Source organism: Halorhabdus salina, assembly GCF_013839425.1.
Taxonomy (GTDB): domain Archaea; phylum Halobacteriota; class Halobacteria; order Halobacteriales; family Haloarculaceae; genus Halorhabdus; species Halorhabdus salina.
On the sequence record NZ_JACDNP010000010.1, the window covers coordinates 45,341 to 67,444 of the forward strand.

The window sequence follows — 22,104 nt, forward strand, 5'->3', positions numbered from 1 at the left end:
TATAAACAACTGCCCGAACATATTTCACAATATCCTAACATAAAGGCCCTCAGCGTTGAGGTTCTCCAGCTTTGGGGGTTGGGACATAATCACAAATCGACCGACGTCTCCGCTCTACCGCCGTCGTCCCGAGTGGGAGACATCAGTTCACAGTGATCAACATGAGACGGTCCACACTCGTCATCGCGGTGGTGGTGCTCGCCGTTCTCTTGCCGATGTGGTTCGTAGCCGCACACGGCGAGCCCCCGTCAGAAGAGATCGCGATCGACCAGAGCGTCTCCGAAATCCAGCCCTTAGAGAGCCTGGTCGATACGCCGAACAAACTCTCGCCCAGCCAGGTGGGGGTAATCATCTGGGTCGTCCTGTTCGCCCTCGTGGGCGTCCTGGCTGCTGCCCACCGGTTCATGAACCGGGCGGTCCGGCGCTCGGATCCAGGAGATTCCCCATCACTTCCAGCACGGGTCCTTCCCTGGCTCGAGACCGAGAATCGGTGGCTGGTCGCCTACGAGGACGCCCCGGATTCGATCGAAGGGTTGGTCGCCATGGCCGGGTTGACGGTCCTGTCGATCGTCTTCGCTGCGCTGTTCACCGGTGAATACCTCACCCTGGCGCGAACCCAGTATTTCGGACTGTATGCGACCGGATTGTTCCTCTCGCTGGCCATGCTCACGGTTGCCTATTACGCCTGGTTCATGCCACATGTTGCTGTAGCCGAACGGAGGGGTCACGGTGAATAACGAGTGCCCCTGTGAGGACGACGGGAATCAGGGACCCGTTCGACCGAGTATTTACACGGACGGCCGGGCGGAGGTCGAACGGCGGGACATCGCCAAACTCCTGGCGACTGCGGGCGGCTTCAGCGCCCTTGCGAGCCTCGCTGCGCCGCTGGCCGGCCTCCAGCAGGTCTTCCAGCGCACCTACACCGGGCCGATCTACGGTGAGAGCATTCCCCTGGTTGATGGGGATGGGAATCGGATCACGCCCGATCGCCTCGAAGCAGGTGAGCAGTTGACGGTCTTCCCCGAGCCCCGGCCCGGAATCGGTGATGCGCCGACGCTACTCGTGCGCTTTCCCGAGGCCGAGTATGGCGAGGGGACGGAACTCGCCTACACTGTCGAGGGCTACGCAGCCTACTCGAAGATCTGCACGCACGCGGGGTGTACCGTCTCGGGCCGTGAGGACGACACGCTCGTCTGCCCGTGTCACTACGGGAAGTTCGACCCGACGAACGGCGCGGCAGTGACAGGGGGGCCGCCACCCCGAGCGCTGCCCCAGCTCCCGATCACGCTCGCAAGCGACGGCTATCTGATCGCCACGGCCGACTTCGATGGTCACGTCGGCGCGGGGGGTGAGTGATGTCCCGGACTCGACGCCTTTATGACTGGTTCGACGATCGCCTCGATCTGGACGACGCCGAGCAATTCCTCGGGAAGGCATTCCCAGCCGAAGACTCGTTCCTGCTCGGGGAGGTCGCACTGTTCTCGTTCCTGATGCTCGCACTGACTGGGATCTTCCTGGCCTTTTTCTACGAACCCTCGACAGCAGAAATGACCTACGAGGGCAGCGTCGCCAAGTTCCAGGGCGAGTCCCTGCCGGCGGCCTTCGGGAGCGTCCTCCAACTCACCTACGACGTGCCCTTCGGCATGTTCATCCGCCGGTTCCACCACTGGGCGGCCCACCTCTTTGTCGCCTCGATCGGCCTGCACATGCTGCGGGTGTTCTTCCACGGGGCCTACCGGAATCCCCGTGAGATCAACTGGGTCGTCGGCACATTCCTCGCGATCCTGGCGATGGGCGCGGCCTACACCGGTTACGCGCTGCCGTTCGACGAGTTCGCCTCGACGGCGACCGGGATCGGCTACAACATCGCCGGCTCGATCCCGATTCTGGGGGATCCGATCGCCGCGATCGTCTTCGGCGGTGACTTCCCCTCCAGTGCGACGATCCCACGGCTGTACTTCTTACACGTCTTCCTCATTCCGGCGCTGATCGCCGTCGGCCTGGCGGCCCACATGGGACTGCTCGTCCGGCAGAAACACACCGAGGCCGAGCGCGACGGGGACGTCGAACCGGTCGGTTCGTCGGCGGCAGCCGACGGCGGAGCCACGCGCGACACCGTCGATCGCGAGGACGACAGTGTCGTCGTCGGGCTGCCGGCGTTCCCCAACCAGGCGGCAGTTAGCGCCGTCGTGTTCTTCCTGACGCTCGCGACCCTCTCGGCGCTCTCCGGGTTCCTGCCCGTCCACAACATCGCCGAGTACGGGCCGAACAACCCAGCCGGGACGCCTGCGTTGATCATGCCCGACTGGTTCTTCATGTGGCTGTATGGCTTCCTGAAGGTGCTCCCGTCGTCGCTGGGATTCCATTTCGGGCCGATCGAGATCAGCGCGGAGTTTCTCGGTGGGGTCGCCCTGCCGGCGCTGGTCTTCCTGGTCGTGTTCGCCTGGCCGTTCATCGACCGCCGGCGGGACAGCGTCCACTTCACGGCTGATCCCTTCGAGCGGCCGGTCCAGACGGGCGTCGGTGTCGCCGGCATCGTCTTCGTCATGATCGCCTCGATCGCGGGCATGAACAACCTGCTCGCCGAGGCGCTGGGAACTTCGACTGGTGCCGTCAATCTGCCACTCCTGCTCGCGATGATACTTGGACCGATCGCCGCCTTCGGCATCGTCCACTGGTCGATCAGTCGGGAACGGGGCGGGGACGGCGAACCTGCGCCAGCCGACGCAGACGAGCAGGGAGAGCAGTCGGAGGTGCTCGAGGATGAGTGATCACCTGCCGGTGCTGTCCGGACGGACGTACCGACGCCTGGATACGGCGAGCAAAATCGGCGGCCTGGCGTTCGTGGCCGCGGCCCTGGAAGTGGGGCCGACGACCGCCGCCGGGATCGCGCTCGTCGTGATCGGAGCGACACTCGCGACTGCAACCGTCTTCATCGAGAACCAATGAGCGACGCAAATCCATCCGACGACAGTACAGACGGCCTTTCGCGCCGTGACTTCCTGCTGGGTGCCGGCGCGGCCGGCGTGGTCGGTGCGACCGGCCTGTCAGTCGCCGACAGGGCGCTCGACGGTCTGCAAGCCGTCGAGGACCCGATCGGCAATTACCCCTATCGCGACTGGGAGGACTTCTACCGCGAGGAGTGGGACTGGGATTCGGTCGCCCGCTCGACGCACTCGGTCAACTGCACCGGCTCCTGTTCGTGGGACGTCTACGTCAAGAACGGCCAGGTCTGGCGCGAACAGCAGGCCAACGACTACCCTCGCTTCGACGAGAGTCTGCCGGATCCCAACCCGCGGGGCTGCCAGAAGGGGGCCTGTTACAACGACTACGTCGACGCCGAACAGCGCGTCCAGTACCCAATGCGCCGGACTGGCGAGCGCGGAGCCGGCGAGTGGGAGCGCATCTCCTGGGACGAAGCCCTGACGGAGATCGCCGAGCACGTCATCGAGGAGGTCCAGGCGGGCCGGTACGACGCGATCAGCGGGTTCACGCCCATCCCGGCGATGAGTCCGGTTTCCTTTGCGTCGGGGACGCGGCTGGTCAACTTGCTCGGGGGCGTCTCTCACTCCTTCTACGACTGGTACTCGGACCTGCCGCCGGGCCAGCCGATCACCTGGGGTCACCAGACCGACAACGCCGAGAGCGCCGACTGGCACAACGCCGAGTACATCATCGCGTGGGGGTCGAACATCAACGTCACACGGATCCCCGACGCGAAGTACTTCCTCGATGCCGGCTACGAGGGCGCGAAACGCGTCGGGATCTTCTCGGACTACTCCCAGACGGCGATCCACACTGACGAGTGGATCGCCCCAGATCCCGGCACTGACACCGCGCTGGCGCTCGGCATGGCCCGCACCATCGTCGAGGAGGGCCTCTACGACGAGGAGCACCTGAAAGAGCAGTCCGACATGCCCCTGCTCGTCCGTGCGGACACGGGCAAGTTCCTGCGCGCTGACGAGGTGCCGGGTCTCGCTGTCGACGCCGATGAACCGGAGAAGGTCATGGTCATGCAGGACAGCGAAGGTGACCTGCGTGCCGCGCCGGGCTCGCTCGGCGAGCGCGACGCCAAGTACGACGACTCGTTGTCGATCGAACTCGACTTCGACCCCCAGCTTGCCGTCGATGACACCGTCCAGACGACCGAGGGCCAGGTCACGGTCACCTCCGTCTGGAACAACCTCCAGGACGAACTCGCGAACTACACGCCCGAATACGTCCACGAGGAGACCGGCGTCGGCGAGGAGACCCACCAGAAGATTGCCCGGGAGTTCGCCGACGTCGACCGCGGGAAGATCATCCACGGGAAGGGGGTCAACGACTGGTATCACAACGACCTGGGTAATCGCGCCATCCAGCTGCTCGTGACGCTGACGGGCCATATCGGTCGGAACGGCACCGGCGTCGACCACTACGTAGGCCAGGAAAAGATCTGGACGTTCGGGGGCTGGAAATCGCTCTCCTTCCCGACCGGGAGCGTCCGGGGTGTCCCGACGACGCTGTGGACCTACTACCACGCCGGCATCCTCGAGAACACGGACCCCGACACCCGCGCAAAGATCGAGGAATCCGTCGAGAAGGGCTGGATGCCCGTTTACCCGGAAGAACGGGCGGACGGCTCACGGCCCGATCCCACGACGATGTTCGTCTGGCGTGGCAACTTCTTCAACCAGGCGAAGGGCAACATCGCCGTCGAGGAGGTCCTCTGGGACAAACTCGACCTGGTCGTCGACATCAACTTCCGGCTTGACTCGACGGCGCTGTACGCCGATATCGTCCTCCCCGCCGCGAGCCACTACGAGAAACATGACCTCAACATGACGGACATGCACACCTACGTGCATCCGTTCACGCCCGCCGTCGAGCCCATCGGCGAGGCCAAGTCCGACTGGCAGATCTTCAAGGAACTGGCTCAGAAGATCCAGGAGATCGCACAGGAGCAGGACATCGATCCGATCGACGATCGCAAATTCGATCGGGAGATCGATCTCCAGTCGGTTTACGATGATTACGTCCGGGACTGGAAAACCGGCGAGGACGGTGCGCTCGAAGGAGACGAGGCTGCGTGTGACTTCGTGCTCGAACACTCGACGGAGACCAATCCCGACGATGGCGGCGAGATCACCTTTGCCGACACCGTCGAACAACCCCAGCGCTTCGAGGCCGCCGGCGGCCACTGGACCTCGGATCTGGAAGACGGGGTGGCCTATGCGCCCTGGAAGGATTTTGTCCAGGACAAAGAGCCCTGGCCCACCCTCACCGGTCGCCAGCAGTACTACATCGATCATGACTGGTTCTTAGACGTCGACGAGGAACTGCCGACGCACAAGCGTCCGGTCGAGACCAACGACCAGAGCGAGTACCCGCTACGGTACAACACGCCACACGGCCGGTGGTCGATCCACTCGACGTGGCGCGACAGCGAGAAGATGCTCCAGCTCAACCGGGGCGAACCCGTGGTGTTCATCCACCCCGAGGACGCTCAGCATCGGGGGATCGAGGACGGGGACACGGTCGAGATCTACAACGATCTGGCGACCATCGAGGCTAACGCCAAGCTCTACCCGGCCAGCGAACCCGGGACCGTCCGGCACTACTTCGCCTGGGAGAAGTACCAGTACCCCAGTCGCGACAACTTCAACTCGCTGATCCCCATGTACATGAAACCCACCCAGCTCGTCCAGTACCCGGAAGATTCGGGCGAACACCTTCATTTCTTCCCGAACTTCTGGGGGCCGACCGGGGTCAACAGCGACGTGCGCTGTGACATCCGACCGAAGGAAGGAGGTGGTGACTGATGGCCCACGAGAATATCGACATCGCCGACGGGGTCGATCATCAGGTCGCGATGGTGATGGACCTCAACAAGTGCATCGGGTGCCAAACCTGCACGGTCGCCTGCGAGACGCTCTGGACCGAGCGGGAGGGCACCGAGTACATGTACTGGAACAACGTCGAGACTCGCCCCGGGAAGGGCTACCCCCGCGACTGGGAATCGAAGGGCGGCGGCTGGGAGTCCGAGGAGCACAACGAACGCTCCGTCGGTGAGATTCCCTCCCAGCAGGATTACGGCGAGAACTGGGAGTTCGACCACGAGGGAATCCTCAAGGAAGGCGAGGACAAGGCCCTCAAACCCGAAAACACGGATCCCGAGTGGGGGCCCAACTGGGACGAAGACCAGGGTGCCGGCGAGCATCCCAACAACTACTACTTCTACTTCCCACGGATCTGCAACCACTGCACCCATCCCTCCTGTGTGGAGGCCTGTCCGCGCAAGGCCCTCTACAAGCGCGAGGAGGACGGCGTCGTCCTGGTCGATCAGGAGCGCTGCCGTGGCTACCGCTACTGCGTCGAGGGCTGTCCGTACAAGAAGGTCTACTACAATGCCGTCACGAAGCGCTCAGAGAAGTGCGTCTTCTGCTATCCGCGCATCGAGGGCGAAGGCCCGGATGGGGAGACCCACCCGCCGGCCTGTGCGGATCAGTGTACGACCCAGCTCCGGCTGGTCGGGTACCTCGACGATCAGGACGGGCCGATCTACAAGCTCGTCGAGCAGTACGAGGTCGCCCTGCCGTTGCACCCCGAATATCAGACGACGCCGAACGTCTACTACATCCCGCCAGTCGCCCCGCCCCAGCACTCAGATGACGGCGAGACGGTCGACGTCGAGCGCATTCCGCGGTCGTACCTCGAAGAGCTGTTCGGCGAGCAGGTGAACGACGCGTTAGACACCATCGAACGGGAGCGCGCCAAGGTCGAACGCGGCGGCCACAGCGAACTCATGGAGATCCTTCAGGACAAAAATCCTGCCCAGCAGTACCGATTGGAGGTGTTTGCGGATGACTGATGCTTCTCGGGGACGACGCCCACTGCTCGTTGCCGGGCTGCTCGCGGGCCTACTGGTCGCCAGCGCCGCCCTCGTCCCGTTGATCGCCGATGCCCGGCCGGCACGGGAGATTCCCATCGAAAACGTGGATCAGTCACTGGCTGATCCCGGGGCCGACGGCTGGAGTGAGGTCCCCGCAGCGACGGTCCCGCTGGCGAGCGCACCGAGCGGTGTCCCGAACGCCGACGACACGACCGTCCGCGCCGTTGAGGTCGAGGCCGCCCAGTCGGACGAGACGCTCTTTGTCCGCCTGCGCTGGGCCGATTCAAGCACTGATCGAGAGACGAACTCGCCACGGGCGTTCCCGGACATGGCGGCGATCCAGTTCCCCGTCAACGCCACGACCCAACCCGCGATCGCGATGGGCAGTCAACGCAATCTGGTGAACGTCTGGCAGTGGGCGGGTACCGGGACCACCCAGGAACTGCTCGCCGGCGGCCCGGGCTCGACGACAGCGTTCGAACAGCCCCAGGTCAGCGTCGAGGCGACGCGGGCCACGATTGGCGAGGACGACGGCTGGAGCGTCGTCTTCACGCGGGAGTTGAACGCCTCGGTCGACAACCGGACGCAATTGGCCGCCGACGCGGATCTGAACGTCGCCTTCGGGATCTGGAACGGCGAGAACAGCGAACGGGCCGGCCAGAAAGCCGTCAGTGAGTGGTACTACTTCCCCTTTGGCCCTGACGAGGGCGGTGCGCCCTTCCAGATGATCCTCTGGGCCGTTGCCGGCATCGCGATCGCGCTCGTGATCGCCGTCACCGCGATCAGCGTCCGCCGGGCGGGCCAGGAGGGCGAGTCTGAATGACCGCTACTGACCCCGCTGGGCCGGACCAGCGTGACACTCGTCTCGACCGTGAAGCTGTCGAGCCTGATCCGGCCGCCCGGGGCGTGCTCTACCAGACGCTCGCCCGGGCGTTCGAGCACCCGACCGAGGAGTTCCACGCTGGCTTGACTGACGGCAGGATTGAAACCGGACTTTCCGATGCGATCACAGTGACACCTCTCGAGGTGACGGTGCCAGCCCTCTCCCTCGAAGAAGACTCCCAGCAACTCAGCGCACGCTACAACCGGTTGTTCGCCCTCGGGATGGCCGCCGTCACTGACCGCACGGACGGCTCTGTCGAGAAAGACGGGCCAGCCGTCTCGCTGTACGAGTCCAGTCACCGCGAGGACGCCACCTGGGAGACGATCAATGTCGACCTCGCGCGTGCCTACGAGTACTACGGACTCTCGGTCGATACAGATGAACGCGACCATCACGACAACCTGGGATTGCAACTGGAGTTTGCCGGCTACCTCGCCCGCCGGGAAGCGCTCGGCGAGGACGACGCTGCGGCCGCGCGCCGGGACTTCCTGGATCGCCACCTGACTGTCTTCGCCGAGTCACTCCGGGACTCGTTGGCCGAACCTGCCGTCGCGGGGATCTATGCTGATCTGGCTACCATCTTGGAGCGGGTCGTCTCGGCCGACCACGCCGACCTGACCGACCGTCTCGGCACACCTGCCTCGACGGATGGACGCGAGGTGAGTTGGTGATGAGCGGACGCGTCGCGGCCCTGGATGTGGTCGATACGCCGCGGTCAGTGCGTGGCGTGACCCTCGACCGGGTCACACTGTCGGCACCGGCGGTCCTCGCGGCGGCGACGCTGTTCGTGAGCAGGCTGGCGATCAATGCGCGAACGGTCGTCCCGTTTGACCTTGTTGCCCTCCAAGAGTTTCTCGTCCCCCTCACGGCACTTGCCTGTGCTGGATCGCTGATCGCGATGGCTGCCGTCGGTGCTGACGGGTACGAGACGGTCGGGCTGACGTTCGTCGGCGTCTTCGGCGTGGCCGGGACGATCGCGCGACCGGCCTACGTGCCCGCTGTCGTAGCGATCATCGCCGGGACGAGCGTGGCCGCCGGGGCTGGGCTGATCGCGGAGCGGAATCTTCGGATCGGCCCGGCAATCGTTACCAGCGTCTTGCTCGGTGGCCTCGCGGCGTCGCTGGGGAGTTCACTCGGGATCGCCGCGGTGACCACCCGATCGCTGGGCACACAACTGACGCTGTTGGGCGTCGCCGGGACACCGATCTTCCTCGCACGCGGTCGGGCCGACTATCTGGCAGGTGTTGTCGCCGCCGGCCTGCTGGTCGCGCTGGGCATCGTCGCGCCGTTCCTGCTCGGGGCGACTGGCCTCGTCGCTGGCGGGATCGTCGGTGCCTCGCTCCCACTGATGGCGCTGGCGGTCGGCGGACTAACGATTACCGCGAGTGCCGCGTTGCGGACCCACCGGCACGCCGCCACACTGGGGGCGGGCTTGCTGCTGTTCGCTGGCGTGCCCGCAACGCTCCCGCGGGCGCTCGCCGTCGTCCTCGCTCTCGTGTTACTTGTCGAGACGGCCACCGGAGGTGCGCGTGATGTCTGATCGCGACGGCGACCCATCGTCAGCGGACGAGGCCGACAGCAGTGGCGGCTACCATCCGGACGTGACGACCAGCCGGGAGGACGTGACGCTTGGTGAAGCGAGCGAGGCGGATTTCGCGGCGGCCGACACCGATCCAGTTGCCGACGACAGCCTGGCTGACCTGCTCGACCGTTTAGTGGCCGAGGCGGCGACCGAACGCCAGCGGGCGGCCCTGGCGCTTACCGAGCGTGATCCTGGCGAGGCGGTGATCGACGCGCTCGCCGACCGTGCGACGAACGATCCCGAACCCCTCGTCCGGCAGTTCGCCGTCGAGGCGCTGGGTGAACTGGCCGATACTACCCCATCGGCCGTCGTCTCGGCCACTGACGATCCCAACCCCTGGGTTCGTTCGGAGGCGATCGTTGCCCTCGATCACCTCGATCGGGAGGGGCACGCTGACCGGATCGAGGGTTCGCTCGACGACGAGCACCACGCCGTCCGCCGGAACGCCGTCATCTCGCTGTGGAAGAGCCGCGGGGAGGGTGCCCTGCCGGAATTGCTCGCGCTGACTGATGATGACTCCGACCGCGTCCGGGAGTGGGTGGCGGAACTGCTTGGCCGGATCGACGACCCGGACGCCGAGCGCGCACTCCAGGAACTTCGGGAGGACGACGAATCCATCGTTGCGAAGACCGCCGCGCATGCACTGGATGGCACTGACTCGACGAAAGGACCGCCCGGTGGAACCGCCCCGGACGGCACCGATCCGACTGGATCGCGTGACCGACCCCCACAGCTCTGAACTCGGCAAAGGAATCGACTGGGTCACCACACGGAGCAATGACAACCGATACCATCTCATCGCAAGTCAGGCGATCGATCGACGCCATCACTGACGAGGAAGCAGCGAGTCCGGTCGAATTGCTGTTCGTTGGCGAGGGCTCGGTCTGGCTGGTCGTCGATCCCGACTCGATCGACAGCGAGGAGGCAATGATCGACCTCTTTCGCACACTGGAGGCAATCCCCGGCGTCGAGACGCTGTACGTCGCGCGGGCCGACACGGTCGGGACCGACCGCGGGGAATCGCTGTGACGAGACTCCGGTCGAATATGTTCGGCACGGGCGACTTGCCCGACGACGGTAACGTTTTCTCATGGATCGGCATGCCACGGGATTTCTGGTTGGACAGGCGGGTACTGGTTCCAATAGGGTGAGGTAGCGTGCGGCCGACCGATATCGACCCGAGCGAGCGGCCGGTCGTGCTCATCTGGGAGTTGACCCAGGCCTGTGACCTGGCCTGTAAACACTGCCGGGCCGAGGCTGAGGACTACCGTCATCCCGAGGAACTCACAACCGAGGAGGGCAAGCAACTCCTTGCCGACGCGGCTGAATTCGGCGACGAGCAACTGGTCGTCCTCTCGGGGGGTGACCCACTCTACCGTGATGACGTGGCAGAACTCGTCGAGTACGGTACCGAACAAGGGCTTCGGATGACACTCACCCCGAGTGGGACGGCCTCGCTGACGCCCGATCGGATCGACGACCTCGCTGAGGCCGGACTCCGACGGATGGCGGTGAGTTTGGACGGGCCCGATGCGGAATCCCACGACGAGTTCCGCCAGGAAGCGGAAAGCTTCGAGCAGACGATCGCTGCCGCTCGCACCGCTCGCGAGAAGGGCCTCCCACTACAGGTCAATACGACTGTCTGCGGGGAGACGGTCGACGAGCTGCCGGCGATCCGTGAACTGGTGGCCGACCTGGAGGCCGTCCTGTGGTCGGTGTTCTTTCTCGTGCCGGTGGGTCGGGGGACCGTGCTCGATCCCATCTCGCCCGAGCGTGCCGAAGACGTCATGGAGTGGCTCACAACCGTCCAGCGCGAGGCCGAGTTCGACATCAAGACGACCGAAGCGCCCCACTATCGACGGGTCGCACTCCAGCAACGCCGCGGAAAGGGGTGTGGACGACCACCCAGTGACGCTGGTGATGACTCGGGCGGCGATCGATCGACCGGGATCACCGCCGGGAACGGCTTCGCGTTCGTCAGTCACACGGGCGAGGTATTCCCATCGGGATTCCTCCCCAAATCAGCAGGCTCGGTTCGCGAGGCGAGCGTCGTCGACATCTACCGGAACGCCGACCTCTTCGAGCGATTACGCGATCCGACCAAACTCCAGGGAAAGTGCGGGGCCTGTGAGTTCCGGTTCGTCTGTGGCGGCAGTCGCTCGCGAGCGTTTGCGACCACGGGCGATCCGCTGGCAAGCGATCCGCTGTGTGCGTACGTTCCAGACGAATACGACGGGCCGCTGCCGAATCAGCAATCAGCTCTTGACGCCGATTGAACTGTCAGCCGTCGATACCGACTGAACGCGACCGGGACCGTCTCACTCGGCGATCTCGACCTGGTTGCCCACCGCAATCTCGCTTCCCCTGTCTTCTTCGGGGATCGACGCGATGAGCATCACCGTATAGAAGTGTTCGAAGGCCTCGGCGTCGGCCCACTCGGGGAACGTCTCCTCGCGCTTCTGGACGAAGCGTTCGCGGAACTGCGGTGTTGGCTCGCCAGTGTCAGGATCGCGCTCCGGGACGACACACCGCCCGCACGGTGTCACGCCCTCGAAGCGGACGTCGTTGACTTCGAACACCGGTGCTCTCTCGCCGACGAACCGGTCCTCCCAGAAGGCCGGGACGCCCGAGACTTCCACGTTCGCCCGGAGTCGCCGGCGAACGCTGTCGACAGTCAATTCCTCGAACCACGAAGCGACTGCTTCCAGCGTGGCGGTGCTGACTACCGATGGCCCCATTTCCCGGCGATCGACGAAGCCCAGCGACTCGTCACGCTTGAGCGTCAACTCGACGTCGAAGAAGTCCGAAAACCACACTTCGGCTCGTTCGCGATCGGCGTCGCTGTCGAGATCGAACTCGCGACGGTCCCCGTCGGGGGCCTGGACCGCCATTGCGGTGCGGTCCGGATCGAAATCCGTCTCCAGGTCGTGGACGCGATTGGTCCGCTTCCCGTTGAGGACGTCGCCGTCGGCATCGAAGAGCGCGAATTCCCGATCGTGCTCCAGCGTGCCACCCGGGAGGACGCGTGCCGTATCGAGGTCGATGCCATCAAGCCCTTTGACCGGATAGACGCGGAGGCGATCGATCCGTGCCATTGCTCGTCGGTCGGTCGGGCCGGTAGTAAGAATTGCTCACTGACCCGCGCTCAGGCGTGGCTGATTGCGACGTGAAACTCCTCTGGGTCGACCTGTTCGGTCTCGTGGGTGAACCCACGCGTTTCGAGGACGTCGTAGAGCGGTTCGGGCTCGAAACTGTTGATCAACAGTAGCGATTCACTGGGTTCCAGGTCTGCGAGCGCGTCCATGATGTCGCCAAACGGTTCGCCGTCGATCTCGCGGGCGTCCAGGGTTGTTTCGTATGCGTCGGTGGGTTGTTCCATGGCGTCTCATTGACTGTCCGTCCGTAATCGTCCTGTCCCGAACAGGTTCGGCCTCGGTCCCGATTTCGCTCGATCGCCGACGCCGTTTCGAGTCCCGTTCGACGACTCGGCGCGCGTGACGCCTGGCGTGTACTCAGGGCACGTGAACCCGCAGGACGTGCCCACCACAGCCACACTGATCAACGTAGTCCCAGTCCAACTGGTCTCCGTACTCCGCTTCGAGCACCTCATAGAGGTATGTCTCCGGATGTCCGTGCTCGGCGTGGGTCACGAGATTGACGTGGTATCCGGAAGCGGTGTGTTCGATGGCCGATAGCGCCCCGTCGACGATTCGCTTGCGGTCTTGGGCGTGTGCTGGCTCTTCGAGGTTTGCCGACCAGGAGTTTTCGTGAATCTGCTCGGTCACCGGTGCGGCGTCGTCGTGTGATGGGTCGGCATCGGTCACGGTTCGCCCTCCGGTTACTCTTTGGGCAGTGTCGCCACGAATTTCCCGTCGTCTTCCCGCTCGACGGTGTATCCGTCGTCGTCGAAGGCCTCGACCTCCGCCTGGAACTCGTAGAACAGCGGTTTGGGGTCGTGATCGTTGACGATCGTCAGCGCCTCGCCACTCTCCAGGTCGCCGAAGGCGTCGTGGATCTTCGGGTGGCGCTGGGGCGGTGGGACGTCCCGCAGGTCGAGTGTTGTCATGCACCCGCCGCTCGGGACGCGACGGGGATGGCCCTGTTCCCGAATGTCTTCGGCCGGTTCTCACCCGCAACTGCGTGGCTTCTCGGTGCTTCAATGGGACTTTGTACGTCGATTCCCTACGTGTGGCTATGGCCAATTGTCACCCGCGTGCGGGTCGTGCTGGAGTCCCTCCAGCGGTGATCGGATGACTGTCGCGGTCGTCGGGGCGGGGATGTCCGGGCTGGCGCTCACCCACTTCCTCGAAGAGCGTGGGGCGGATGTCCACACCTTCGAGGCCGCCGCCGAACCCGGCGGCGTCGTCCGCTCGAAGACCGTCGACGGCCACGTCCTCGAAACGGGGCCACAGCGATTGCGGCTTTCCGAACCGGTCCAATCACTGGTCGAGACGCTCGACCTCGAGGACGAACTCCGGTATGGCCACGACGATCAGCCACTCTATGCCTATCACGACGGGCAACTGCGAACGATGCCGCTGTCGGTCCGGGAGGCGATTACGACCGATCTGTTGTCCTGGCCGGGCAAGGCCCGAGTCCTCCTCGAACCGCTGACGAAGGGACCACAGCCCGAGGAAACCGTCGACGGCTTTCTCACCCGGAAGTTCGGCGCTGAGGCGGCCCGCCGGTTCATGGGGCCGCTGTACAGCGGGCTCTACGGCAGTGACCCCGACGAGATGTACGTCGAGTACTCGTTGGGTCGGGCGCTGGATCACGTCGGCATCGAGCGGAGTATCCTCCTCTATGCCGCCCGGAAGCTGCTCGAAGGCGTCGATCCGCCATCGATCGTCACGTTCGAAGACGGCCTCCAGCGACTCCCCGAAGCCATCTACGACGCCCACGCCGACTCGATCGACCTGAACACGCCCGTCACCAGCGTCCAGCGAGACGGTGATGGCTATCTCGTCCACACCGAGGACGGCACTCACGCCGTCGAAACGGTGGCCTTCACGACGCCGGCTCCGACGACCGCGGCCTTGCTCGATGGCGTCGACGAGGCGGCCGCCGATGTCGTCGAGCAGTTTACGTACAACCCGATCGGCGTCGTCCACTTACGATCGAATTTCGACGGGACCGGACACGGTTTTCACATCATCGACGACGGCTTCCTGACGGACGGCAGCACCTGGAATCACAGCATGCTCGATCGGGAGGGTGTGTTCACGTCCTACGTCGGCAGCGGCGATGCCGACGCCCTGGACGCCGAGCCGGCGGTCATCGGCCGGCGCGCCGCCGAGGAATTCGAGACGGTCACCGGCGAGTCGGCCGACGTCCTCGACGTGTCGATCCTCCGCCCGGGGATGCCGGCCTACGACCGCTCGTGGGCCGCGCTCGAGGATCTCTCGCTACCCGACGGGATCGAGATTGCCGCGAGCTACACCAGTCGGGCCGGGATCGTCGGCCGCATCGCCGACGGTCGCCGGACCGCCGCGTCGATCGTTGAAGACTGAGATGGTGCCTTTTGGGGCGTCGGATCGAGGTCCACCCGACACCTACATTGGTCGTGACGCCCACCCATCAGTTGATGGACGAGAAAACCGAGGACCTCCGGGAGCTGTTCGTCGACGTGGCAGGGACCGACACCGTCACGGCCGACCAGTCTGACGACCGGGGCACACTCGTTGACCTCAATGGGCTCGACGACGAGACTATCCGGGGGCGACTTCGGGCGGTCGTCGAGGTCATGGCCGAGAAATTCACGTTCGAGGCGACCCTGACGGTCGCCGAGCGTGTCGAACTTGTCCAGTTGTTCTACGAGGGGGGCGACGACGAGGCAATTGCTGCCAACCTCGACACGGACGCCGAGACGGTCTTTGGGGCCCGAATGGACGTACACCTCTTCCGGGCGTCCGACACCGACGCGTCGATCGAGTGGGTGCGCCTCCGGGACCGGCTCAGAGAGACTGACGACGACGCGGCTCTGGCGTCAGAACTGGATCTGGCTCCCGATGCTATCGCAGGATATCGGCGCGTCTTCGAGGCCCGTCAGGAAGCGCGCAACGTGAGCCACCGCTATCGGGGTGCCTTCCGGGACGTCATTCCCGACGCCGATCTGGCCGATCGACTGACAGCCGACACGACAGAAGACGGCCTCGAAGAAGCGGCGGCCGACATCGAGACCGACGTTTCGTTTTGACGCCGTGGTTCGCGGCTAGTCCGCCAGTGCGTCCGTTTATATCGGGGAACGCGACCACCTTCGGCCGTGCCCACGTTTCGTGACCTGGCGACTGCGGCCTACTGTCCCCGCCAGCTGTACTATCGTCGGCGTGACGACGAGGCCCCGGACGTACCCGACGATGTTGCCCTGCGCCGCGAACTCGCCTACGAATATCCCCGCTTGCTCGAAGACGCCGACTTAGACACGGAGCCGATCGCCGTCACCGCGACGCAGTATCGTTCGGCGCTACATCGGGCGAAAGCCCGCCTGGATGCCTGGGAGAACCTCGTTGATCCTGTCGACCGAGATGTCCTGCTGGAGGGCCGGGACTGCCGCGGCGTCGCTCACAAGATTCTCGACGACCCGGTCGCCCCCTCGCTGGTGTTTACCGGTGAGCCGCCCGACACCGGCGTCTGGCAACCTCAGTCTGTCCGGCTGGTGGCCGCCGCCCTGGCCCTGTCCTACGAACGGGAGCGCCCGATCGACGTCGCGTTTGCGGAGTATCCGGCCCACGGGGTCGTTCGCCGGGTCTCGCTGTCGGCCCACCGGCGGGCCGCCTATCGATCGGTACTCCGGACGGTCCGAACCCTCGACGGGCCGCCGTCGCGGGTCCGGAACCGTCAGAAGTGCGAGGCTTGCGACTATCGCGGGTCCTGTGGCGTCCGAACGCGGTCGCTCGGATCACTCCTTTGAGCGCGCCCGGCAAGAACGGCAGATCAGTTCACGTCCAGCCACGCGGCAACGGCATCGGCGTTCGCGCCGCGTCGGTGGATCGTCCCATCGCTGACATCGACGACCGTGCTGGCTTGTCCGGCCGTTTCACCGCCGTCCAGAACTACGTCGGCGGCGTCGTGGATCTCCCGATCGACCTCCTCGGCCCGAGTCGCGCTCTCTTGCCCGGACACGTTGGCGCTGGTCGCAGTCAGTGGCCCGGTGATTTCGAGCACGCGACGCGAGAGGTCGTGATCCGGCACGCGCACGCCGACGCGTTCACGTCCAGCCGTGAGGACATCCGGGATGCTTTCGGCTCGCTTGACGACGACCGTCACGGGACCGGGGAGGAACTCGCGCATGAACGCTTGCTCGCGCTCGCCGGCATCGACGTACTCGAGAGCGGTCGGCACATCGGCGACGCCCAGCGAGATCGGCTCCGAGCGGTCCCGTCTCTTCGCAGCGAAGACGGCCTCGACGGCCTCTGGATCGAGCGCGTCAGCGCCGAGTCCGTAGACAGTCTCCGTGGGGTAGACAACCAGCTTGCCGCTCTCGATGGCTTCGGCTGCCGCCTGGAGTCGTTGTTCGCTGTCCATGCTACAGCGACGCGATCGCGTCCTCGATTTCGTCGTAGTCGGGGAATTCGGGCCACTCCTCAGCGACCCAGGCGTCTTCGACGATACCCTCACCGTCGAGGACGAATACGGCCGGGCGGGGTTCTTCGATGCCGGCCATACCGTCCAGATCGTGGGTGACGCCGTATTCCCGGGCAATCTCGTTGCTCGGATCCGAGAAGAGTCGATAGTCTTCGAGTCCCTCGGACTCGATCAGTCGCTTGTGGGCATAGGGCGTCGAGATCGATATCCCGACAACTGTCGCTGACTCGTGCCACTCGCGCTCACGAATCTCGTTCCAGACGTACGTCGCCGGGAACGAGCCGTCCATGGGATGGAACACGAGGACGACGGGCGACTCGTCGAGTAGGTCAGCGAGCGGGACATCCTCCCAGTATTCATCGCCGACCAGCGGCCGGGTGAATTCAGGGGCTTGCTCGCCGTCCGCGACGTGGTCGGTCGTTTCAAACTCGACAACGTCGAAGCCGAGGTCCATCAGGCCGCACCTCCCGAGCGGGCGGATCCTGACGCGTCCGATCCCGATTCACCGTACGTGCGTTCGAGGTAATCGACGATCTGGGCGCTCTCGCTCATGGTCACCCCGGTCGATTCGTCGACGATCGCGGGCACCGTCCGTGCGCCGGTCAATCGCTTGACTGCGTTCCGTTTCGAGTGCAGCGGCTCGACGAATCGCGACTGGTATTCGAGGTTGAGGTCGTCTAGGACGCGAGCGACGCGCTCGCAGAACGGACACGCCTGGAGTCGATAGAGGGTTATCGATGGATCAGCATCTGACATATCCTTTCGTTGGGGCCGCCTGTGGCTAAGTCTGTCGGCGGGCCGTTCCTCGAGCGGCCACAGTAATTCACACAAGAGTTAATTTCCCGGCACGGAAATAGGGGGTGTTGATGGGGTTATCTGCACTTACAGCAGTGTCAGGGGCTAGTATCCACCTGTACACTGTCCCGATCGTCGGAGTCGAGTTGTCACAGACGGCGGTCACATTGATTGGCGCCCTTCTGATCCTGGGCCTCCTCGTGGGGTCGGGATTTTTCTCCTCCTCCGAGATCGCGATGTTCTCCCTGCCAGCCCACCGGCTGGACGCGATGGTCGAGGAGGGCAAGCGTGGTGCCGCTGCCGTGAAGACACTCAAGAAAGATCCCCACCGCCTGCTCGTGACGATCCTGGTCGGCAACAATATGGTCAACATCACTATGTCCTCGATCTCGACCACGATCGTCGGATTCTACTTCGACGCGGGAGCGGCCGTGATCGTCTCTTCGCTTGGAATTACGTCGCTGGTCCTCCTGTTCGGTGAGAGTGCACCCAAGTCCTACGCCGTCGACAACACCGAGTTACATGCACGTCGGGTCGCTCCCGTTTTGCAGTTCGTCGAAACGGTCCTGTGGCCGCTCATCACCCTGTTTGACTTCCTGACCGGGGTCGTCAACAGGGTTACCGGCGGCCGCTCGTCCATCGAGACCTCCTATCTCACTCGCGAGGAGATCAGGGACATGATCCAGACCGGCGAACGCGAAGGGGTCCTCGACGAAGAAGAACGAGAGATGCTCCAGCGCACGCTCCGGTTCAACCGAACGATCGCCAAGGAGGTCATGACGCCGCGCCTGGATATGGACGCTATCTCGGTCGATGACTCGGTCGATGAAGCCATCGAAAAGTGCATCCACGGTGGCCACGCCCGCCTCCCCGTCTACGAGGGCAGTCTCGACAACGTCATCGGCGTCGTCAATATTCGTGATCTCGTTCGCGATTCCCAGTACGGCGGGAGGGACGACGTGGCACTCGAGGATCTCATCGAACCGACGCTCCACGTCCCCGAATCGAAGAACGTCGACGATCTGCTCGCCGAAATGCGGGCCGAGCGACTCCATCTGGTCATCGTCATCGACGAATTCGGCACGACCGAGGGCCTGGTGACGATGGAAGATCTCACCGAAGAGATCGTCGGCGAGATTCTGGAAGGCGAAGAAGAGCACCCGATCGAGTTCATCGACGACGACACTGCCCTGGTCAAAGGCGAGGTCAACATCGAAGAAGTCAACGAAGCCCTGGGTCTTGACCTCCCGGAAGGCGAGGAGTTCGAGACCATCGCCGGGTTCATTTTCAACCGCGCCGGCCGGCTCGTCGAAGAGGGCGAAACCATCCAGTTCGACGGCGTCGATATTCGCGTCCAGCAGGTCGAGAACACCCGGATCAAGAAAGCGCGGATCTCCGTGCCCGAAGACGATCCGCAGACGGACGACGCGGAATCGTCCGAGAAACCGGGAGACGAAGCTGATACGACTGAGGAGTCCTGAGGGCTGGTTTCGTCGCGTTTATCGCGATCTCAGATCATCGTGAGGAGTGTGTATCCGCCGTACCCCGCGACCAGTGCGATCACGAGTGACCCGATCCAGGCGAGGACGGTGTAGCCCATCTTCGCCCGACTGATCCCGCTCCCGCCTGCAGCGTAGCCGCTGCCGACGATCGCACTCACGGTAATTTCGTTGAACGAGACGGGAATGCCAAAGAAGACGGCGATCTGGGCGATGACGAATGCGGGGATCAGTGCCGCGATCGATCGCCGTGGAGATAACGAGGAGTAGTCCTGACTCAGCGCCTTGATCATGCGTGGCGCGCCGGTCCAGGAGCCGACCAGCAGACCGATCCCGCCGGCAAGCAACGCGACGACGAGCGGAAGGTCGTACGGTTCGACGACCGGCAGGATCGGTCCGATCGCGAGTCCGACCTGGCTGCCGCCCGCCGAGAACGCGACCAGGCCGCCCAGGACGAGCAGGAACCGTCGCTGGCTGCGCTCGCGATCGTTGCGCATCCCCTGATAGACCACCCCGAATGCGAGGCTTGCGAAAGCCAGTGTGACGGCCACCTGCACGACGATGCCCGCCTCCAGGCTCGTCGCGATCGCAGCCGCGACTGAAGCCTGTTCGCCCGCCGGCCCCAGCAGGGCAAAGCGAATGTTCGCGAGAATGGCACCGACGAACCCGGCCAGCACGGCGACGATCCGGGCTTCGCCGCCGGCCCCGCTTCGGAGCCAGCGAGCAGTGCCGTAGGCTGCCCCGCCGCCGACAAAGGGCGTGGCGACCCACAGTGCGACGATCCCCTGGTAGGTTCCCCACGCTGGCTCCCCACCGAGCGCCAACCCGACGCCGACGACCGCTCCGGTCACGGTAAAGGCCGTTGCGATCGGGTACCCGGCGAAGACGCCGACCGCGACCAGGCCGCCCGCGATCGTGAGCAACAGGATCGAGGCCGACGAAGTCAGGCCGCCGCCATCGGGAAACAGAACGAGCCCGCGGCCGACGGTTTCGGTGACGGCCGCCCCCTGGAGGACTGCCCCCGCCAGCCCGAGGACGCCGACGATCAGTGCCGCTCGCATCACTGAAATGGCGTTGGCCCCGACCGCGGGCGCAAATGGGGTCGAGCCGGACGAGCCGGCACCGATCGCCCACGCCATGAATAGACTGGCCAGTGCCGCGACGAGCACGGTTCCGATAGTCACTGCCAGTCCCATATACTCCGGCGTTGCTACTGTGTGCGGTAATAGGCTGCGATCTCGGCGAGAACGGCCCGGGAGGCCGGCTTGCTGTCCCGGCTCGTCAGTTCGTATTGGCGTCGGCTTCGTCGTGGTTGGTCCGTGGCACCTCGATGCCCTCGGCGACTTCCGGCGTCTCGATCTCCTTTTCGGTATCGACGTGCCAGCGGTCGACTTCTTGATCGAAGTCGGCGAGTTTGTTCGACACTCGGATCTTCAGATCGTCGTCGTTGACGTTGACCTCGAAGACGTATTCCGGGGTTTCGTCGTCGATCCGTCGGATGTTCGCGCTGACCAGGTCGTTGTCGAAGTAATAGGGCGCGACCTGGGTCATGACATTGCGGTAGACGCGGTCTTCGACCGCACGGATCGCCTTCCGGCCGGCCGAGTCGGCCGCGCGGGCGACGTAGTCGATCGACTCGCTCCAGTTGTTGACTGCCTCATTGGGATCGTTGAGGTTCTCGTATGAGTCAGCGAGTTTCTCACCAGCCGACCGGAGGTCGTCGTCGGGGTCTTTGCCTTGCTTTTCGCCTTCGCCTTCGTTGACGCGGGCCTGCTGGGCCGTCTTTTCGTTGACGTCCTCGTCGAGTCGTTCGTGGCTCTTGGGTCGCCACTCGTCGAACTCCTCGAGGACCGTCTCGTCGACGTCATACTCGTCGGCGAGGTCTTGAATCGCCCGCACAATTCGCTCGCCGTGTTCGACCATGTCGATCCATTCGCCGCGAACCTTGAAGCCGGAGACACTCTCTTCCATAAGCGATCACGGGAGTTTTGACGGAGATCGTCTCCCGTCTTGGCCCCGATTGGGATTCGCTCCGCATAAGCTTTATCGCCGTGTGAGGATCTCTCTCGCGGATTGTCGGCCCAAATATCAACGCCTTTGAGGTCCCACCGTCTCAGTTCCGACGATGACTATCGAAAATTACGACCGGGCCAAGGTCGTCTCCCACGCACTGGCGCAGGACACGCTGACACGACTACGAGACGTCGATACTGAACAGGTCGCCTTCCGGAAAGGGCTGGTCAAACTGGGCCGTATCTGTGGCTACGAGATCATCGATGGCGTCATGCAACGCGAGACGGTCACCGTCGAGACGCCGTTGACGACGACCGAGGGCGAACGCGTCGGCGACATGGACGATGTCGTCATCGTCAACGTCCTTCGCGCGGCGACGCCGTTCGTCGAAGGCCTCCTCAAGGCCTTCCCCCGTGCCAAACAGGGCGTCATCTCGGCCGGCCGCGACGAGGAAGGTGGCATGGATAGTGAGGGCCAGTTCGACATCTCCATCGAGTACAACAAGATGCCCGAGATCCACGACGAGGACACCCTCATCATCGCCGACCCGATGCTCGCGACGGGCTCGACGATGTGTGCCGTCATCGACGAGGTACTCGATGGTACCAACCCCGAGCGCGTGATCATCCTCTCGGCCGTCAGCGCCCCTGAGGGACTCGATCGACTCCGTTCGGAGTTCCCCGACATCGAACTGCTGACCGTCGCCATCGACGATCATCTCGACGACGACGGCTACATCGTGCCTGGACTTGGGGACGCTGGCGACCGGGCGTTCCGGACGACCTGACTCTGCTTCTCTATCTGTCTTCCAGGACCACCACCAGATATCCGCGAAGACGTATCTTTTTGGTCCGGGTAGTCCAAATAGGTCGGGACG

General features: G+C 64.3%; 26 protein-coding genes. 17 read left to right on the forward strand and 9 right to left on the reverse strand.

Features of this window, described 5'->3' with window-relative positions:
* The first annotated feature begins 161 nt into the window (after positions 1-161).
* The 12 genes from HZR20_RS12075 (at position 162) to HZR20_RS12130 (ending at position 11,612) form a co-directional block, all read left to right on the forward strand.
* Entirely contained in the window at positions 162-737 is a 576-nt protein-coding gene (locus tag HZR20_RS12075; protein WP_181686996.1) for a hypothetical protein, read from the forward strand.
* Positions 730-1,356, forward strand: coding sequence for a QcrA and Rieske domain-containing protein (locus HZR20_RS12080; RefSeq protein WP_181686997.1), 627 nt, complete (start codon positions 730-732; stop codon positions 1,354-1,356). Before HZR20_RS12075 ends, HZR20_RS12080 begins: the two co-directional genes overlap by 8 nt.
* Positions 1,356-2,771, forward strand: a complete 1,416-nt coding sequence (locus tag HZR20_RS12085; protein WP_181686998.1) for a cytochrome b — start codon at positions 1,356-1,358, stop codon at positions 2,769-2,771. The genes HZR20_RS12080 and HZR20_RS12085 overlap by 1 nt, the downstream gene beginning before the upstream one ends.
* Complete coding sequence (locus HZR20_RS12090) at positions 2,764-2,949, forward strand: hypothetical protein (protein ID WP_181686999.1); 186 nt, start codon at positions 2,764-2,766, stop codon at positions 2,947-2,949. Before HZR20_RS12085 ends, HZR20_RS12090 begins: the two co-directional genes overlap by 8 nt.
* Positions 2,946-5,801, forward strand: a complete 2,856-nt coding sequence (locus HZR20_RS12095) for a nitrate reductase subunit alpha (protein WP_181687000.1) — start codon at positions 2,946-2,948, stop codon at positions 5,799-5,801. The genes HZR20_RS12090 and HZR20_RS12095 overlap by 4 nt, the downstream gene beginning before the upstream one ends.
* Entirely contained in the window at positions 5,801-6,850 is a 1,050-nt protein-coding gene (gene narH / locus HZR20_RS12100; protein ID WP_181687001.1) for a nitrate reductase subunit beta, read from the forward strand. The genes HZR20_RS12095 and narH overlap by 1 nt, the downstream gene beginning before the upstream one ends.
* Positions 6,843-7,694, forward strand: coding sequence for an ethylbenzene dehydrogenase-related protein (locus HZR20_RS12105; RefSeq protein ID WP_181687002.1), 852 nt, complete (start codon positions 6,843-6,845; stop codon positions 7,692-7,694). Before narH ends, HZR20_RS12105 begins: the two co-directional genes overlap by 8 nt.
* On the forward strand, positions 7,691-8,425 hold the full coding sequence (locus tag HZR20_RS12110) for a molecular chaperone TorD family protein (RefSeq protein ID WP_181687003.1): 735 nt from the start codon (positions 7,691-7,693) through the stop codon (positions 8,423-8,425). The genes HZR20_RS12105 and HZR20_RS12110 overlap by 4 nt, the downstream gene beginning before the upstream one ends.
* A complete protein-coding gene (locus HZR20_RS12115; protein ID WP_181687004.1) occupies positions 8,425-9,294 on the forward strand; it encodes a hypothetical protein in 870 nt (289 codons plus the stop codon). Before HZR20_RS12110 ends, HZR20_RS12115 begins: the two co-directional genes overlap by 1 nt.
* Positions 9,287-10,075: a HEAT repeat domain-containing protein gene (locus HZR20_RS12120; RefSeq protein ID WP_181687005.1), complete on the forward strand. Its 789-nt coding sequence runs from the start codon at positions 9,287-9,289 to the stop codon at positions 10,073-10,075. The genes HZR20_RS12115 and HZR20_RS12120 overlap by 8 nt, the downstream gene beginning before the upstream one ends.
* Before the next feature lie 38 nt (positions 10,076-10,113).
* The gene (locus HZR20_RS12125) at positions 10,114-10,365 is read left to right on the forward strand and encodes a hypothetical protein (RefSeq protein ID WP_181687006.1); all 252 of its coding nucleotides are present in this window, start codon (positions 10,114-10,116) and stop codon (positions 10,363-10,365) included.
* A 128-nt stretch (positions 10,366-10,493) separates the two neighbouring features.
* Entirely contained in the window at positions 10,494-11,612 is a 1,119-nt protein-coding gene (locus HZR20_RS12130; protein ID WP_181687007.1) for a TIGR04053 family radical SAM/SPASM domain-containing protein, read from the forward strand.
* 42 nt (positions 11,613-11,654) lie between these two features.
* Here the strand turns inward: HZR20_RS12130 and HZR20_RS12135 are convergent, their stop codons facing one another.
* The 4 genes from HZR20_RS12135 to HZR20_RS12150 form a co-directional block, all read right to left on the reverse strand.
* Positions 11,655-12,431, reverse strand: coding sequence for an MOSC domain-containing protein (locus HZR20_RS12135; protein WP_181687008.1), 777 nt, complete (start codon positions 12,429-12,431; stop codon positions 11,655-11,657).
* Positions 12,432-12,481: 50 nt separating this feature from the next.
* Positions 12,482-12,715, reverse strand: coding sequence for a DUF2249 domain-containing protein (locus tag HZR20_RS12140; protein ID WP_181687009.1), 234 nt, complete (start codon positions 12,713-12,715; stop codon positions 12,482-12,484).
* A 133-nt stretch (positions 12,716-12,848) separates the two neighbouring features.
* Positions 12,849-13,160, reverse strand: a complete 312-nt coding sequence (locus tag HZR20_RS12145) for a CGCGG family putative rSAM-modified RiPP protein (protein WP_181687010.1) — start codon at positions 13,158-13,160, stop codon at positions 12,849-12,851.
* Positions 13,161-13,174: 14 nt separating this feature from the next.
* Positions 13,175-13,402, reverse strand: a complete 228-nt coding sequence (locus HZR20_RS12150; RefSeq protein WP_181687011.1) for a DUF2249 domain-containing protein — start codon at positions 13,400-13,402, stop codon at positions 13,175-13,177.
* 184 nt (positions 13,403-13,586) lie between these two features.
* Between HZR20_RS12150 and hemG the strand changes: the two genes are divergently transcribed.
* The 3 genes from hemG to HZR20_RS12165 all read left to right on the forward strand — a co-directional run bounded on the left by hemG (position 13,587) and on the right by HZR20_RS12165 (position 16,246).
* The gene (gene hemG, locus HZR20_RS12155; RefSeq protein ID WP_181687012.1) at positions 13,587-14,846 is read left to right on the forward strand and encodes a protoporphyrinogen oxidase; all 1,260 of its coding nucleotides are present in this window, start codon (positions 13,587-13,589) and stop codon (positions 14,844-14,846) included.
* A gap of 74 nt (positions 14,847-14,920) precedes the next feature.
* The gene (locus tag HZR20_RS12160; protein ID WP_181687013.1) at positions 14,921-15,532 is read left to right on the forward strand and encodes a hypothetical protein; all 612 of its coding nucleotides are present in this window, start codon (positions 14,921-14,923) and stop codon (positions 15,530-15,532) included.
* A gap of 66 nt (positions 15,533-15,598) precedes the next feature.
* Positions 15,599-16,246, forward strand: a complete 648-nt coding sequence (locus HZR20_RS12165; RefSeq protein ID WP_181687014.1) for a CRISPR-associated protein Cas4 — start codon at positions 15,599-15,601, stop codon at positions 16,244-16,246.
* Positions 16,247-16,269: 23 nt separating this feature from the next.
* Here the strand turns inward: HZR20_RS12165 and HZR20_RS12170 are convergent, their stop codons facing one another.
* Genes HZR20_RS12170 through HZR20_RS12180 form a run of 3 tightly spaced genes read right to left on the reverse strand, consistent with a single transcriptional unit; the run spans position 16,270 to position 17,676 of the window.
* Positions 16,270-16,860 carry an L-threonylcarbamoyladenylate synthase gene (locus HZR20_RS12170; protein WP_181687015.1) on the reverse strand — a complete coding sequence of 197 codons (591 nt, stop codon included), beginning with the start codon at positions 16,858-16,860 and terminating at the stop codon, positions 16,270-16,272.
* A gap of 1 nt (position 16,861) precedes the next feature.
* Positions 16,862-17,374: a redoxin domain-containing protein gene (locus HZR20_RS12175; RefSeq protein WP_181687016.1), complete on the reverse strand. Its 513-nt coding sequence runs from the start codon at positions 17,372-17,374 to the stop codon at positions 16,862-16,864.
* Positions 17,374-17,676 carry a glutaredoxin family protein gene (locus HZR20_RS12180; RefSeq protein ID WP_181687017.1) on the reverse strand — a complete coding sequence of 101 codons (303 nt, stop codon included), beginning with the start codon at positions 17,674-17,676 and terminating at the stop codon, positions 17,374-17,376. Before HZR20_RS12180 ends, HZR20_RS12175 begins: the two co-directional genes overlap by 1 nt.
* A gap of 110 nt (positions 17,677-17,786) precedes the next feature.
* Here HZR20_RS12180 and HZR20_RS12185 point away from each other — a divergent pair, with 110 nt between their 5' ends.
* Complete coding sequence (locus HZR20_RS12185; RefSeq protein WP_181687018.1) at positions 17,787-19,196, forward strand: hemolysin family protein; 1,410 nt, start codon at positions 17,787-17,789, stop codon at positions 19,194-19,196.
* A 29-nt stretch (positions 19,197-19,225) separates the two neighbouring features.
* Here the strand turns inward: HZR20_RS12185 and HZR20_RS12190 are convergent, their stop codons facing one another.
* Together HZR20_RS12190 and HZR20_RS12195 are read right to left on the reverse strand one after the other, a co-directional pair.
* Positions 19,226-20,410 carry an inorganic phosphate transporter gene (locus tag HZR20_RS12190; protein ID WP_181687019.1) on the reverse strand — a complete coding sequence of 395 codons (1,185 nt, stop codon included), beginning with the start codon at positions 20,408-20,410 and terminating at the stop codon, positions 19,226-19,228.
* Positions 20,411-20,495: 85 nt separating this feature from the next.
* Positions 20,496-21,185, reverse strand: coding sequence for a DUF5828 family protein (locus tag HZR20_RS12195; RefSeq protein ID WP_181687020.1), 690 nt, complete (start codon positions 21,183-21,185; stop codon positions 20,496-20,498).
* A gap of 154 nt (positions 21,186-21,339) precedes the next feature.
* Between HZR20_RS12195 and upp the strand changes: the two genes are divergently transcribed.
* Positions 21,340-22,014, forward strand: a complete 675-nt coding sequence (upp, locus tag HZR20_RS12200) for a uracil phosphoribosyltransferase (protein WP_181687021.1) — start codon at positions 21,340-21,342, stop codon at positions 22,012-22,014.
* Positions 22,015-22,104: the final 90 nt, after the last annotated feature.

Bases quoted from the DNA above. Each gene is read 5' to 3' on its own strand.
- HZR20_RS12075 (WP_181686996.1), top strand. From the start codon at position 162: ATGAGACGGTCCACACTCGTCATCGCGGTGGTGGTGCTCGCCGTTCTC.
- HZR20_RS12085 (WP_181686998.1), top strand. From the start codon at position 1,356: ATGTCCCGGACTCGACGCCTTTATGACTGGTTCGACGATCGCCTCGAT.
- HZR20_RS12090 (WP_181686999.1), top strand. From the start codon at position 2,764: ATGAGTGATCACCTGCCGGTGCTGTCCGGACGGACGTACCGACGCCTG.
- HZR20_RS12095 (WP_181687000.1), top strand. From the start codon at position 2,946: ATGAGCGACGCAAATCCATCCGACGACAGTACAGACGGCCTTTCGCGC.
- narH (WP_181687001.1), top strand. From the start codon at position 5,801: ATGGCCCACGAGAATATCGACATCGCCGACGGGGTCGATCATCAGGTC.
- HZR20_RS12105 (WP_181687002.1), top strand. From the start codon at position 6,843: ATGACTGATGCTTCTCGGGGACGACGCCCACTGCTCGTTGCCGGGCTG.
- HZR20_RS12110 (WP_181687003.1), top strand. From the start codon at position 7,691: ATGACCGCTACTGACCCCGCTGGGCCGGACCAGCGTGACACTCGTCTC.
- HZR20_RS12115 (WP_181687004.1), top strand. From the start codon at position 8,425: ATGAGCGGACGCGTCGCGGCCCTGGATGTGGTCGATACGCCGCGGTCA.
- HZR20_RS12120 (WP_181687005.1), top strand. From the start codon at position 9,287: ATGTCTGATCGCGACGGCGACCCATCGTCAGCGGACGAGGCCGACAGC.
- HZR20_RS12125 (WP_181687006.1), top strand. From the start codon at position 10,114: ATGACAACCGATACCATCTCATCGCAAGTCAGGCGATCGATCGACGCC.
- HZR20_RS12135 (WP_181687008.1), bottom strand. From the start codon at position 12,431: ATGGCACGGATCGATCGCCTCCGCGTCTATCCGGTCAAAGGGCTTGAT.
- HZR20_RS12140 (WP_181687009.1), bottom strand. From the start codon at position 12,715: ATGGAACAACCCACCGACGCATACGAAACAACCCTGGACGCCCGCGAG.
- HZR20_RS12150 (WP_181687011.1), bottom strand. From the start codon at position 13,402: ATGACAACACTCGACCTGCGGGACGTCCCACCGCCCCAGCGCCACCCG.
- hemG (WP_181687012.1), top strand. From the start codon at position 13,587: ATGACTGTCGCGGTCGTCGGGGCGGGGATGTCCGGGCTGGCGCTCACC.
- HZR20_RS12160 (WP_181687013.1), top strand. From the start codon at position 14,921: ATGGACGAGAAAACCGAGGACCTCCGGGAGCTGTTCGTCGACGTGGCA.
- HZR20_RS12170 (WP_181687015.1), bottom strand. From the start codon at position 16,860: ATGGACAGCGAACAACGACTCCAGGCGGCAGCCGAAGCCATCGAGAGC.
- HZR20_RS12175 (WP_181687016.1), bottom strand. From the start codon at position 17,374: ATGGACCTCGGCTTCGACGTTGTCGAGTTTGAAACGACCGACCACGTC.
- HZR20_RS12180 (WP_181687017.1), bottom strand. From the start codon at position 17,676: ATGTCAGATGCTGATCCATCGATAACCCTCTATCGACTCCAGGCGTGT.
- HZR20_RS12185 (WP_181687018.1), top strand. From the start codon at position 17,787: ATGGGGTTATCTGCACTTACAGCAGTGTCAGGGGCTAGTATCCACCTG.
- HZR20_RS12190 (WP_181687019.1), bottom strand. From the start codon at position 20,410: ATGGGACTGGCAGTGACTATCGGAACCGTGCTCGTCGCGGCACTGGCC.
- HZR20_RS12195 (WP_181687020.1), bottom strand. From the start codon at position 21,185: ATGGAAGAGAGTGTCTCCGGCTTCAAGGTTCGCGGCGAATGGATCGAC.
- upp (WP_181687021.1), top strand. From the start codon at position 21,340: ATGACTATCGAAAATTACGACCGGGCCAAGGTCGTCTCCCACGCACTG.